Genomic DNA, 13,311 nt, shown 5'->3' with positions numbered 1-13,311 from the left:
TATTGCCTTAATTACGAATTACGAATTACGAATTACGAATTAGTATCAGCTATGCATATACCTAAATTGTGCGATGCCTGCGGCGGGCGTAGCGATCGCCAGATATCGTTTTCATTACTACTAACCATTACCCTCTCAGCTTTATTAGTCCCGCCCTCACTAGCGCAAACTTCTTCAATACCGTCACCTTCTAGTGCGCCTCTGGAACTAGATTTATTAACCAAGCCAAAAGACTATGTAATTACAGCTAACACCATTAACCCAGTACAATTAACCGTTCCTAGCTTATGGTGGGCACAACAAAACTCTGAGAAAAAGCTATTGGATAATTGGATAGCATATCCAGCTTCTAACAAAGAACCTGCACGAGTAGACTTGATCGTGAATCAGCAAATTTGGAGCTTACTAGAGTATGTGGAGCGCTACGACTTCGTAAATCGCTTGGGTAGCGCTGCACGGAACTTTGGTTATAACGTCAGGGTATTTAACTATCAAAAAGAACCCTTGGCAACCTACACCTGTAACTTTAGTACAAGTCCAGCTTTATGCAGTATCCAAACAAATCTTAAGAACAAGATAGGGTTACAGCGTTCTTTGTAGGGATTGGGGACTGGGGACTGGGGATTGGGAGAGATGAAACGGACAAGGAGAATAACCATGCCCAATGCCCAATGCCCAATGCCCAATGCCCAATTCCTAATTAAACCTTAATTTTTGCGAATAAAGACTCGTATTGTTTTATTGCTGATGGGGGTAAGGGAAGTAAAAATTCGCTTTTATTGAAAATGTTGCGATCGCTCTGTAAGATGCTCAATAATGGTTCTGGGATATCGGAAGCGGCAATATTTGTAGAAATTGGTGAATTACTTTTGGTCAGCACCGAAATTTGTTTAGCTGTACTTGGTTGCCAACAAAAATCAATCCATTGATCTGATAAAGTATCCTTAGTAATACCTGCCGGACGTACCCACAAATCTGCCCACATTGCTGTTCCTGACTGGGGGATAACTGCGCCGAGTTGCGGATAACGTCCCAAAACTGGCAGTACATCGCTTGACCAACCAACCGCTAGCCAAGTGTCTCCCATAATTAGGGGTTCCAAATAGTGATTGGAACTGTAGAATTTCACCTGTTGATTTAATGTCTGTAATTCTTTTTCCAAGTCTGGTACTTGGTCAAGATTCTCTGTATTATAGGATTTTCCTAGCTTCTTTAAGGCCAGACCAATAACTTCTCGTGGTTGATTAAGTAGAGAAATGTGCTGCTGCATTTCATCTCGCCACAAATCACTCCAATCTTTGGGTGTCCATCCCAAATTTCGGAACTTGTCACGGTTATAAACAATCACCGTGCTACCCCAGCGGTAAGGCGCACCCCACACCTTTCCTTGAGTATCCAAGTTACCTTGGTCGTTGCGCGTTACTAATTTCTTCCACCTTTCATCTAAAGCAGACCACTGTTTTAATTGGTTTCCCCCTACTTCTTGGAGTGGTTGAATCAATTTCTGCTCAATAGCTGCTTTTAGCCAGTAATCTCCCAATGTCACTAGGTCTGCCTCCGCTGCTTTTTGACCTTGCCTAAAGGGTATAAAGCGACTCCATCCTTGCTCATCAGTACTTTTCGGTTTCTGCTGCCAATTTTGTAATTGCTGAAATAAATCCTGTAACTGCTCGACTGGAGAAAACTTTAACTGCGCCTGTTGTTGCAAACCATTGTGGAACTGATTCACCACCTGACCAGGTATAGAACCTTTTAATAACTGCACTTTTAGTTGTGTCTGCTTGTTTCCACCACAGCCAAAAAGCAGTTGTGAAAGTGCTAGCGTACTTGTACTTAGCAAAAAAGACCGTCGATCCATTGATTTTGGATTTAAAATTTTTGATTATACCTAATATTAATAGGAGTGACACAAAACTATAAGCGCTCTGGGGCAATACCCTACGGGTGACGCTCCTTCTCTGCGAGACGCTGCGCGAACGTCGCTACCGCTGCGCTAACACTGAAAGCGTTCTCGTCAGAGTAGCCGCTTTGCGTCTACATGAAAATCATTCATTTTGGCTATTGTTTACGTAAGTCCTGATTAAGCAGAGATTACCAGAGGCTCATTAGCTGAAAAGTAGAGTTGGAAAATTACCAGTATTTTTATTGGTAATACGTATAAATTTGAAGATTTTACTCAACGTAGCAAGTTTGTCAGCAAATCACTACCTAAAGATTAATTTTTCTCCATAAATTTCCTTAGTGGTACTCATGGTCAAACTTTACTTATATTTAAAATTTCCACGAAAAATTATCAATACTTAAATAATTCATAAGTATTGTTAAGTTGGGGAGTAAATTGAATAACATAGAGAAAATGTACGGATACAGGGTATTAAATGGAGCCATTACAGCAGCAAATCCTGACTTTAAGCGAAAAACTGGATGCCCTCTGCCAAGTGATTGAGCAACTTGATGCTAAAGTTACTCAAGCTTTCTCAGAGTGTTCTTTAGCGAATACACAAGCAAAGGATAATTATCAGGAAAATGGCTCGATTGGGGGCTACCAGTTCAAAGGACGTATCAGTTTAAATCCAGAAATGGAACACAAGGATGTGTTGACAGATGGCATTTATCTAGACATGCATCGTCAAGCTGGAGATAACATAACACCAGAAATTCAAATACAACGACTGACAGCGCAATTAACAGCGGCATACAATCGTATTGCTGCTTTAGAAGAACAATTACTTAGAGAGAGAATTCATTGAATTTAACCTGAGTTTGACGAATGAAAAAATGTCTAGAGTTAGGGAAGACAAGCCTTTAGGCTCAATGTCGAGTGATGGCTTTGTAAGAATATATTAAGTCTAAACAACTAATTCAGCCATCAAATTGATAAACAAGTTAAACACACTATTACATATATCTACGTAATAGTGTGATATATCTACCTATAAACCAATACAGTTCAGTGAAGCGTCTTATTGCTCGCCTCTATTTGAGACAGTTTTATAATAAAAGCAAAGACATTAAGGTTGAACTAACCTGATGGGTGTACCTGAAATAAACCCAAAGATACCAATGCCTTTACCAAGCCTCTACGAAACTGATTTTTACGCTTGGACACAGGAACAAGTAACTTTACTTCGTAATGAGCAGTGGAGTCAGATTGATCTGCAAAATCTGATTGAGGAGATTCAATCTTTGGGTAAACAGCAACGTCAAGAATTGCGAAACCGTCTAAGTGTGTTGATTGGACATTTACTAAAATGGCAATACCAGTCTCAACGCCGTAGCCGTAGCTGGTTAGCAACACTCCGGATTCAACGCTTAGATATTGCTGAACTGCTTGAAGACAATCCTAGCCTCAAACCCTACCTTGAAGAAGCACTTCGCAAAGCCTACCTTAGAGGTGTCGAATTAGCTGTTGGAGAAACAGATTTGCCCAAGCAGACTTTTCCGCTGGAGTGTCCTTACAGTTTATCAGAGATTGTGGACTATGATTTTTACCCTGGTGAACCAAGCAATTTAGTTGATGAATCAAAGCAGTAATTCATAATTAAAGTAAATCTTCTTCACATAGCTGGGCTATTTTCATCAAGGCTTTCAAGGTTCCAACTTTCAAATCTTGATTGCGGTGAACAGGAATTGACAGGATTTTTTCTACTTCAAGGTTTTCATAAATATGATGACTGCCAGTAATTCTTTGCAAAACCCAACCTTTTTGTTCCACAATCTTACAAAGTTGCTTGCCAGAAACCGATTTCATACAGCAATTTCGACAACTTGATCTGTTGACTTAATTGCATTACGATTATTGGCAACTTCAAGCCAACCTTCAATAGCATCTTTTAAATTAGCCATCACCTCTTCTATGGTATCTCCTTCGGTAATACAACCGGGAAGTGCGGGAACCTCTGCCCAATAGCCGCCTTCTTCTGCTGGATGAATGATTGCTCTGATTTTCATGCGCTTGTTGAGCTAGTTTGTGAGAATATCCTAGCAACTATACTTGTTTGCTCTCAATTGTGGCTGCTTAAACGTAAGCATTCAAGGGGTACAAATGTAATAAAAAAGGATGGACTATTTACTGCACAATGATTCTATCCAAACTATGGCTAAAGCGATGGCTGCGCCAACGCCAAGGGCGAACGCTTTTATGTCCAGTCTTCTGTACGTAAACCCACAATTTGTCCAAAATCAGAGGAATTACGAGTCAATAGAATGGCTTGATTTACTAAGGCGATCGCAGCAATTTTCAAATCCATTGTACCAAGTCTTGGATACACCTTTTTTAGACGTTGGAATTCTTGAGCTGCTTGTTCATCAAATTCTAGAATTGGGATAGCACAGTAATTAGTTAGTTGCCTATTTAACTGTTTATAGGCTGCAATTTGTGCCTCAACACTTTGAGCTTTTTTTATATAACTCAACCACCCTCGCATTTGCTCCTCGTAGCTAATGATTGTTGCTACAACCTCATTCGGATTGACATTGGCCAACCGCATGAAAATACCTTGTGCCCCTGCTCCTCTACGTTCCAAAATGCTGAGATGGTCGGTATCAAAAACGTACATTTATATATCGTGTGGTTCTACAGAATTTGAGCGCAGGGATTCACGATATTCGCGCCCTAGTTGCATAGCATCATCATAAGCTGAGTTATCAGTAAATGTTCCAGAAATCTTTTCCCACCAAGGTATTGTCGGGGAGGAAACAACCTCTAATTTACTTTTAAGGCGTGCAACTTCTGCCTCTAGAATCGCTACTCGTTCTTCTAATTTTCCCGATATTGTTGACATAACTTACTTATCTTCGAGATATTTCACAACTATTGCTATGATCGCATCTTGTTCATTGGCAGGCAAGTTTTTTAGTTTAGCGATCGCTTGTTCATGTAGCTCTGTCATAGCTGTCAATTATTACGAAAGTCATACTATAAATTATCTCTGCTTGTAGTCTGTTGGGGTTTTTAGGGTGCGATCGCTTGGGGTGAGAGCAAAGCGCGATCGCTCTCAATAGCAGAAGTAGTAGGGTTTGAGTAGAAGCAAGTGTTGAGTTGATTTAGGAAAACCAAACTACGTCGAAGGCGATTGCACTACTGCCTCAGTTACGCAGAGAATTGAATATTTCTTAAGAATGGGTTCTATAGTGATATCTGTCAAATGTACACTTAACTCAAGCATATAACCTGCTTCTGTAAAGCAATAAAGGGCTGTACATGAAGCTGTGTTGGCAGCTTGCCATAGTCCGATAGTACGACCAACACATTTTAGTTCTAAGTAAACCTTTTCATCATTCGTAATGAACTTGAGGCAATTCGGTTCGCTTTCTTTGATAGTTGCTATTCCAGATTCTAGTTCGATTTGTTTGCCTTCTAGAGTGATCTTGTTACTGCAAATCGCTTCCCACCCGAAATGACTTATCATCACGGCAACTTTATACCCTTGCTTATAAAACTCATTTGCTATTTTTTGCTCATTTTGCACACTTCGCTCAAGTTCAGCCCGAATATGGTACGGATATCCAGCGTCAGCAGCGTCGTAAGTTCCTGTATGTTCTTTTAAGAGTTTAAGGCCAGCAGCCGGAAGAGGATTCCATAAATGAAGATTTGCAATATTAACCTTAGCCACAGATATTCCAGCTTCAGCTGCTTTAGCATACGCAAGATAGGCAAGCGAATAGAGTTTTAACTCAGAAAACGCACGCCCTAGATTGTTTGCAGCAGTTCCTTGAGCATCAACCTGATCTGCATATTGAGCTAAATAAGTAAGCAAAGAAGACCATTTATTATCAAGAGCCAACTCTGTGAGGTCTTTGAGCATAATAGAAGAGTCAGCTTTATCGCTTAAACCAGTTAATAAAATAACTAATTTCTCAAGAATGTGAGGCTTTTGGTCAAGATTTTGCCACGTTTCTACAGCTTCATATCTAAGCTCTCTATCTTCACTGACCATTGCTTGTCGTAAGGTGTGAAGTGCTATCTCTTGCTCACCGATTTTAAATTTTTTCTCAGCTAAATAAAGAGTTGCTCGGTTAGAAAAGAAAGTAGCTTTATTGGCTGTAGCTACACGTAGGCATTCTTCATAATAGGAGATGGAAGCGGCAACACGAGATTCAAATAAGCCAAGCCAAAATTGGCAATGGTAAGTATTACGTAATTCAGGAGCTAGCGACTCTAGCTCCTTTAGAGGGTTACGTTCTTCCTGATCGCTATTTAGCAACCTCGCAATTCTAATCGTTGCTTTATCTTCATTGGTGGATGCAGTTTCTTCAAGCCGATCAAACAGCGTGTTAGCTTCCTCAACTTCTCCACGTTGCAAAAGCTTAATTGCTTGAGATAGAGATGAAGACTGTTCTAGGTTTTCTTCAACAATCTCTAATAGAGATGAAGACTGTTCTAGGTTTTCTTCAACAATCTCTAATAGAGATGAAGACTGTTCTATGTTTTCTTGAATAATCTCTATTTTTTGATAAGCTTCAATTTGTTTAGAAAAAGCTTGATATCGTTGATTGAAACGTGTCTTAATATTACCACCGACTGCCTGAGCGACTGCAATTAAGAGATGCTTAACCTCTTCTCGATCAGATGCTCGCACTGTTTGATATTCAGCCATAGTACTAGCTAGCTCACTTGGGCTTGTACCAACTAGTAAGGGTGCATACAACTGATTGCGTCCCCAAGCAGCTCCAGCTTCAAAGAAAAGCCACTCACGTTCTTTGGATTGCTGAGTAATGATAGCAATAAATGCTCGTGAAGACTGGGCGGCTGCTTGTATCTGGGGCTTGTAACCGATGTTAGATGGGCGTAGACCACCTGCCCCAGCAACAAAAACGTGAGGTTGAGGTTCTATTGCCCCCTCAATCAGTTCTTTAAGGGCAACTGCAAGCCCTTGATCGGGGCTAGTACGATAGGAAATAAATACCTCAAATTCACTGGAAACCTTTGCAGTTTTGGAACTACTATTGCTTGACTGGCTTATTTGAACTACTGAGGATTCTAGAGATGCATGAACACTGTCTGACATAATTTACTGATTCAGTAATTGTTCTGAGCGGGCAGCCTTGTAATAAGTTTTATGAGTAGAAAGACCAAGTATAGCTTTTTGTTTTTCAGAAGCCATATAGTTCACCTTAAAAAAGAAAATGAGGGTAGGTGCGAGATTGCGCGATTGCTCTCCACAACAATAATTATTGCTTAACTACTGATCAAACAATAGCCGCCTCTGGAATCGCACCCTGCATTCTCCCGAAAGCATCAATCAAATTCTGCAATTGTTGATCTGCTTTAAAAACTCCTAACCCGCGCACCGTCACTTTACCAGGAGAATACACAAAGCGTGTCTTGAGATTGTCTGGTAAATTCGCTGCCAATAAATTCCAAGCTGGTTCTTCCATTGGCGTTTCTAAAACAAAGTGCTGCTTGTTTTCTGGTTTTATTCGGCTAAATCCGAGTTTTTTCGCTAGCTGTTTGAGTTCCATGACTCGCAAAAGTTGATTTGCAGGGACAGGTAAAGTACCATAGCGATCGCACTTTGCATTTTAATCAAAACGTCGCAGTGTTGGGTGGCTGTTAACTTATGTGGCAGTACAATTGCTAGTTTTTGCTGATTTCGACTAACGTTTCACCTGTTCGTAAAATTTTTAGTGCTTGTAGCAAAGTGGCATTCAAAATTTCTTGCAACCGAGCATTTGATGTGTTTCCGCAAGTTAACCAGATAATCTGCGGTGGTGCTCCCAAACGCTCAACCAAGTCAACAAAATCGCTATCCTTGGTTATCAAGATAACTCCTTGAGCTTTTGCTGCCTCAAAAATCTCAAGGTCTTCAGCATCTCTCAGACCAACATCACGTAAAGCTAAAGCTGTTATACCAAAAGTGTTGCTGATCCAAGTTGCGATCGCAGGGGATAAATGTGCATCTACCCAGATTGTCATGCTACTAACACTGGATGATTAAGCTTCCGCGAAGCATATATTAGTGCTGCTTTGAGATCGTCGGCTTCAAGATCAGGCATTTCTTCTAAAATTTGTTCTGCACTAAGTCCAGCAGCAAACAAGTCCAGTACATCTGATACCCGAATTCTCATGTCCCGAATGCATGGGCGACCACCACATTGTTTGGGATTAACTGTAATTCTTCTAAGTAAGTCTGACATAGGTTTTCATTTGATGACTAATCTTTTTCTCCCAATCAAACACCAACCGCCTCTGGAATCGCACCCTGCATTCTCCCGAAAGCATCAATCAAATTCTGCAATTGTTGATCTGCTTTAAAAACTCCTAACCCGCGCACCGTCACTTTACCAGGAGAATAGACAAAACGCGTTTTGAGATTGTCTGGTAAATTCGCCGCCAATAAATTCCAAGCGGGTTCCTCCATTGGTGTTTCTAAAACGACGTGCTGCTTGTTTTCTGGTTTTATTCGGCTAAATCCGAGTTTTTTCGCTAGCTGTTTGAGTTCCATGACTCGCAAAAGTTGATTTGCAGGGACAGGTAAAGTACCATAGCGATCGCTCCACTCGGCTGCAATTAGCTTTAATTCTGATTTAGATTTGGCTGTAGCTACCGCCCGGTAAGCACTCATCTTTTGATCCAAATCGGTGATGTAATCTGCTGGAATAAACGCTGTCAGGTTGAGGTCAATCTGGGTATCCTCCACTTTTGGAATTTCTTGTCCTCGGATTTCCCGAATTGCTTCTTCTAGCATTTCCATATACAAATCAAAACCGATGGCGTCCATTTGACCAGATTGTTCTGCACCTAGCAAGTTACCCACGCCTCTAATTTCCATATCGCGCATCGCTAGTTGATATCCAGAACCTAACTGAGTGAATTCCTGAATTGCTCGTAATCGTTGCCGTGCCGCGTCAGATAACGTCCGCTGTTTCGGATAAAATAACCAAGCGTGAGCTTGGATACCTGCACGCCCCACACGACCGCGTAATTGATACAACTGTGATAACCCAAAGCGGTGAGCATCTTCAATCAAAATGGTGTTGACTCGTGGAATATCTAAGCCAGATTCAATAATTGTCGTACAAACGAGGATGTCTGCGTCGCCATTGCTGAAAGTGAGCATGGTTGACTCTAACTCGCTTTCATCCATTTGACCGTGAGCGATCGCAAACCTAGCTCCCGGTATGACTTCTCGCAAATTGGCTGTTGTCTCTTCAATTCCGTCTACTCGTGGAACTACATAAAATACTTGTCCACCTCTGTCTAATTCTTGACGAATCGCAGTGCGGATACTTTCGGAATTAATTGGTGAAAGATGGGTTTTAATTGGTCGTCTGGTTGGCGGCGGCGTGGTAATCAAACTCATTTCCCGAATTCCCGACAAGGACATATACAAAGTCCGGGGAATGGGAGTAGCTGAGAGGGTAAGCACGTCCACTTGAGTTTTCAGGCTTTTAATTTTCTCTTTTTGGTTCACCCCAAACCGCTGTTCTTCATCTACTACCAATAGTCCTAAATCGCGGAATGTCACACCTTTACCTAAAAGTTGATGTGTACCAATTACTACATCTAATTCACCAGTTGCCAATCGTTTTTGAATATCACGGCGTTCTTCAGCGGAGCGAAAACGGTTGAGTAAACCGACATTTACGGGGTAGGGTGCAAAACGTTCTTTAAGTGTGTGGTAGTGCTGCTGGGTTAAAATAGTCGTCGGCGCAAGGAGTGCGACTTGTTTACCGGCGGTGACTGCTTTAAAAACAGCACGAATCGCCACTTCCGTCTTCCCGAAACCGACATCGCCACAAACTAAGCGATCCATTGGGCGATCGCTTTCCATGTCTCGTTTCACATCTTGGACAGCTTTGAGTTGATCCGTCGTGGGTTGGTAGGGAAAAGAATCTTCCAGTTCTTCTTGCCAAGGCATATCACCTGGGAAGCGAAAACCTTCTTGTTTCGATCGCGCTGCATACAGTTTCAACAAGTCCACCGCCAGTTTCTTAATGGCTTTGCGGACTTTATTCTTGGTATTTTCCCAAGCTTTACCAGTCATCCTGTTAAGTTCTGGTGCTTTATCACCTGCGGCGCGGAACCGAGATAAAGCACCTACTTGATCGGCTGCAACTCTGAGTAACCCATCAGCATACTGCACCACCAAATAATCACGGGTTTCGTTATTAATCGCCAAACTTTCCAGCTTGACAAATTTGCCAACACCATGATTTCTGTGAACTACATAATCACCTGGACGCAGTTTATTAGGATCAACTTGCTTAGAAGTAGCTTTGTGACGCTTGCGGATATAGCCGGGAGTCGCCAAGGAATGCTGCCCAAAAAATTCCCGATCTGTAACGATTACCAAACGGTATGTAGGCAGGATAAAACCTTCTAATTCCGCAAGGCCAGAATATTTTAGGGCTATGGGAATATGGTTAATTTGCAGCTTATCAATCGCTTGGTAGTCACGGGGATTCGGGATAAACTGAGCCGGACAATCATGTTCTTGCAACAGCGAGACAGAACGCGAAGGTTGAGCAGAAAGCAGCCAGATAGAAAAATTGCGATCGCGTTCTTGGCGGATGGTTTCAGCTAGTTTAGCAAACTGGTGTGGCGTGGCTGGAACAGGACGGCTAGCGAGATTGATCCCACTATTTTCTTCTGAAAGTTCCGATAAATATAGTGTTTTAAACTTGGCAACATCAACCAGACACTCATCAAAAGAACGGTGAATTTTCGGCAATGTTACGGGAGTAGACGTAGATTCTTCCCCATGCCCCATGCCCGATGCCCTATGCCCAATTCCCCATTGTTCCTGGGCATTTTCTACCCAGCGATCGCTATGAGCATGACACTGTTCTGGCTCATCAATGGCAATCAGGGTATTTTCTGATAAGAAATTTAGCAGAGATGCTGGTTGCTCGAACGCTAACCCCAAAAAGCGACGGCTCCCTTCCAAGAGTGATGAGTTCTCAGGGCTAATTTCTGAGTTAATTTCTGACTCAGCACTCAGCACTCGGAACTGGGCACTATTTTGGAGTGCCGCCATGACGATAGGAGCAAAGCTAGTAGGGGTAAGAATTAACTGGCCAACTTTGTCAAGTGCGGAACGTTGGGTTGCTGGGTCAAATTCCCGCATTTGCTCGATTTCATCGCCAAACCATTCCAGCCTGACTGGAAACTCAGATGAAACCGGGAAAACATCAACAATATCACCCCGTCGGCTCCATTGCCCTTCTGTTTCCACCAGAGGGACTCGTTCGTACCCCAGAATCGTGATTTTCTCACTGAAGGCATTCAAGTCTAATTCCATCCCTTTTTTCAGGGTAAGACAGAATTGCCCAAAAGCCTCTGGTGGTGGTAAATGTGGTTGCAACGCCCCTTGAGTAGCCACAATTGCCATCTTGGGTAATTGAGAATTGGATGGGATCTGGTTTTCTTCCCCATGCCCCATGCCCAATGCCCCATGCCCCATTCCCAAATCCGCCAATACCTGCATTTGCCCCCAACTCATCTCAGTTTCCGGGTCAAAAGGTTCGTAGGGAGAAGCCTCGGAGGTGGGGTAAAAATGTACTGTTTGCCATCCCATTGCCTCCAGTTGTGCGTAAACGCGTCCAGCTTCTTCCAGAGTGGCGCAAACTACGAATAAATCCTTGCCCTGAGCCTGTGCTAATGCCGAAGCCACCAGAGATTTGGGCAGTCTGGGAATGCCATTTAACCGCAATTCTTGTTGTCGATTCAGCTTAGAAATAAATTCAGTAGTGAGCGACGATCGGCCTAAGGCACGCACAATAGAAGAAAATGACATAAGTACTACTAGCGATGGGAGTCTTTGTGGATCAGCAAGTCTTGAGGCAGTTTATGTCAACTATTTTAAAAGTGTTAACAGCCTTCTTATTCCTTCGGTGGAAGAATAATCTACAGCGACTAATAAACTTAAGAACTATAACTATTACTTTGTGTACAGTCAAAGCATTTATCAAAACACCTTTAATACTAGATACTAGGGATTGAGCTACGTTCGCTCTGATAAGCGGCAATTTTAAACATGTCCTCCATCACTTTTGAAATTTTAATCATTTTGGTGCTAATTATTGCCAATGGCGTGTTTTCTATGTCTGAGATGGCGATCGTCTCGGCACGGAAAGTTAGGCTACAGCAGCTTGCTAATCAAGGAGATGTCAAGGCAAAGGCAGCATTGAAACTAGCGGAGTCTCCAAATCATTTCCTGTCAACTGTTCAAGTGGGTATTTCCCTGATCGGTATCCTGACTGGTGCTTTTGGAGGAGCAACAATTGCCAGTCGATTGGCAGTCTATGTAAAACTTGTCCCCTTGTTAGCACCTTATAGTGAACCGCTATCTTTCGGAATAGTGGTTTTGATTATTACCTATTTGTCACTGATTGTTGGTGAATTGGTTCCGAAGCGTCTGGCGTTAAATAACCCAGAAAGGATTGCATCGATTGTAGCGATTCCAATGCGTGCCTTATCGGCGATCGCTTCCCCAATGGTTTATCTCTTAAGCGCTTCTACAGATTTGATCCTGCGAGTGCTGGGAATTACAGCTTCTACTGAGCCGCAAGTCACCGAAGAAGAAATTAAAATCTTAATTGAGCAAGGCACTGAGGCAGGAACTTTTGAGGAAGCTGAACAGGATATGGTGGAGCGAGTCTTTCGTTTAGGCGATCGCCCTGTCAACTACTTAATGACACCCCGTCCCGATATTGTCTGGCTCGATTTAGACGACTCTCCCGAAGAAAATCGCCAAAAAATGGTTGATAGTGCCTATTCTCGTTATCCAGTTTGTCAGGGGGGACTTGACAATGTGCTGGGTGTTATCCCAGTCACCGATTTATTAGCCAGGAGTTTCCGAGGAGAACCACTGGACTTGACTATCGGATTGCGCCAGCCCGTATTTGTGCCAGAAAGCACCCGTGGCTTAAAAGTTTTGGAATTGTTCAAGCAAACCATTACTCACATGGCGCTGGTAGTCGATGAATACGGCGTCATTCAAGGATTAGTCACTCTCAACGACATCATGAGCGAAATCGTGGGTGATGTTCCTTCAACAGATGGGCAGGATCAACCACAAGCTGTACAACGCGAAGATGGTTCCTGGCTTTTGGATGGGATGTTACCTGTTGAGGAGTTTTTGGAACTTTTCGGTATGGAAGAGTGGGAATCTGATGAACGCGGCAGTTATCAAACACTAGGCGGTTTTGTCATCACCCATTTAGGACGTATTCCGGCCGCAGCAGATCATTTTGAATGGCAGGGGATGCGAATTGAAGTGATGGATATGGATGGTAACCGCGTTGATAAAGTGCTAGTCGTACCAAAGGCAAGTAAATCAGCGGATACGAGAAAATCTGACTAGC

At 42.6% G+C, this 13,311-nt stretch carries 13 protein-coding genes and 1 pseudogene; 4 read left to right on the top strand and 10 right to left on the bottom strand.

Translation table 11 applies throughout. From position 1 onward, the window contains the following. Positions 1–51: 51 nt before the first annotated feature. Complete coding sequence (locus A4S05_RS26860; RefSeq protein ID WP_069072841.1) at positions 52–600, top strand: hypothetical protein; 549 nt, start codon at positions 52–54, stop codon at positions 598–600. 100 nt (positions 601–700) lie between these two features. Here the strand turns inward: A4S05_RS26860 and A4S05_RS26855 are convergent, their stop codons facing one another. Continuing rightward, positions 701–1,858, bottom strand: a complete 1,158-nt coding sequence (locus A4S05_RS26855) for an extracellular solute-binding protein (protein ID WP_069072840.1) — start codon at positions 1,856–1,858, stop codon at positions 701–703. A gap of 520 nt (positions 1,859–2,378) precedes the next feature. Here A4S05_RS26855 and A4S05_RS26850 point away from each other — a divergent pair. Both A4S05_RS26850 and A4S05_RS26845 read left to right on the top strand, forming a co-directional pair. Then, entirely contained in the window at positions 2,379–2,750 is a 372-nt protein-coding gene (locus A4S05_RS26850; protein WP_069072839.1) for a hypothetical protein, read from the top strand. Positions 2,751–3,063: 313 nt separating this feature from the next. Further along, the gene (locus A4S05_RS26845) at positions 3,064–3,534 is read left to right on the top strand and encodes a DUF29 domain-containing protein (protein WP_256091190.1); all 471 of its coding nucleotides are present in this window, start codon (positions 3,064–3,066) and stop codon (positions 3,532–3,534) included. A 7-nt stretch (positions 3,535–3,541) separates the two neighbouring features. On the opposite strand, the gene A4S05_RS26840 is transcribed toward A4S05_RS26845, so the two are convergent. From A4S05_RS26840 to mfd, 9 genes and pseudogenes are all read right to left on the bottom strand, one after another. Further along, complete coding sequence (locus A4S05_RS26840; RefSeq protein WP_069072837.1) at positions 3,542–3,751, bottom strand: type II toxin-antitoxin system HicA family toxin; 210 nt, start codon at positions 3,749–3,751, stop codon at positions 3,542–3,544. Then, positions 3,748–3,951, bottom strand: coding sequence for a type II toxin-antitoxin system HicB family antitoxin (locus A4S05_RS26835; RefSeq protein ID WP_069072836.1), 204 nt, complete (start codon positions 3,949–3,951; stop codon positions 3,748–3,750). Before A4S05_RS26835 ends, A4S05_RS26840 begins: the two co-directional genes overlap by 4 nt. Positions 3,952–4,139: 188 nt before the next feature. Then, entirely contained in the window at positions 4,140–4,559 is a 420-nt protein-coding gene (locus A4S05_RS26830; RefSeq protein WP_069072835.1) for a type II toxin-antitoxin system VapC family toxin, read from the bottom strand. After that, a complete protein-coding gene (locus A4S05_RS26825; protein WP_069072834.1) occupies positions 4,560–4,784 on the bottom strand; it encodes a hypothetical protein in 225 nt (74 codons plus the stop codon). A gap of 276 nt (positions 4,785–5,060) precedes the next feature. After that, positions 5,061–7,010, bottom strand: coding sequence for a TIR domain-containing protein (locus A4S05_RS26820; protein ID WP_069072833.1), 1,950 nt, complete (start codon positions 7,008–7,010; stop codon positions 5,061–5,063). A 181-nt stretch (positions 7,011–7,191) separates the two neighbouring features. Further along, positions 7,192–7,512 (bottom strand): annotated as a pseudogene (locus A4S05_RS26815) (TRCF domain-containing protein); the annotation flags it as partial. A 67-nt stretch (positions 7,513–7,579) separates the two neighbouring features. Further along, positions 7,580–7,918, bottom strand: coding sequence for a DUF5615 family PIN-like protein (locus A4S05_RS26810; RefSeq protein ID WP_069072831.1), 339 nt, complete (start codon positions 7,916–7,918; stop codon positions 7,580–7,582). Beyond that, the gene (locus tag A4S05_RS26805) at positions 7,915–8,139 is read right to left on the bottom strand and encodes a DUF433 domain-containing protein (protein ID WP_069072830.1); all 225 of its coding nucleotides are present in this window, start codon (positions 8,137–8,139) and stop codon (positions 7,915–7,917) included. The genes A4S05_RS26810 and A4S05_RS26805 overlap by 4 nt, the downstream gene beginning before the upstream one ends. 35 nt (positions 8,140–8,174) lie before the next feature. Then, positions 8,175–11,741, bottom strand: coding sequence for a transcription-repair coupling factor (gene mfd / locus A4S05_RS26800; RefSeq protein ID WP_069072829.1), 3,567 nt, complete (start codon positions 11,739–11,741; stop codon positions 8,175–8,177). A 240-nt stretch (positions 11,742–11,981) separates the two neighbouring features. On the opposite strand from mfd, the gene A4S05_RS26795 reads away from it, so the two are divergent. Then, positions 11,982–13,310, top strand: a complete 1,329-nt coding sequence (locus A4S05_RS26795; RefSeq protein WP_069072828.1) for a hemolysin family protein — start codon at positions 11,982–11,984, stop codon at positions 13,308–13,310. Position 13,311: the final 1 nt, after the last annotated feature.

This window comes from Nostoc sp. KVJ20, from assembly GCF_001712795.1.
In the GTDB taxonomy this organism is placed as follows: Bacteria; Cyanobacteriota; Cyanobacteriia; order Cyanobacteriales; family Nostocaceae; genus Nostoc.
The sequence above is the reverse complement of the archived record's forward strand: the minus strand, read 5'-3'. Positions and strand labels throughout refer to the sequence as shown.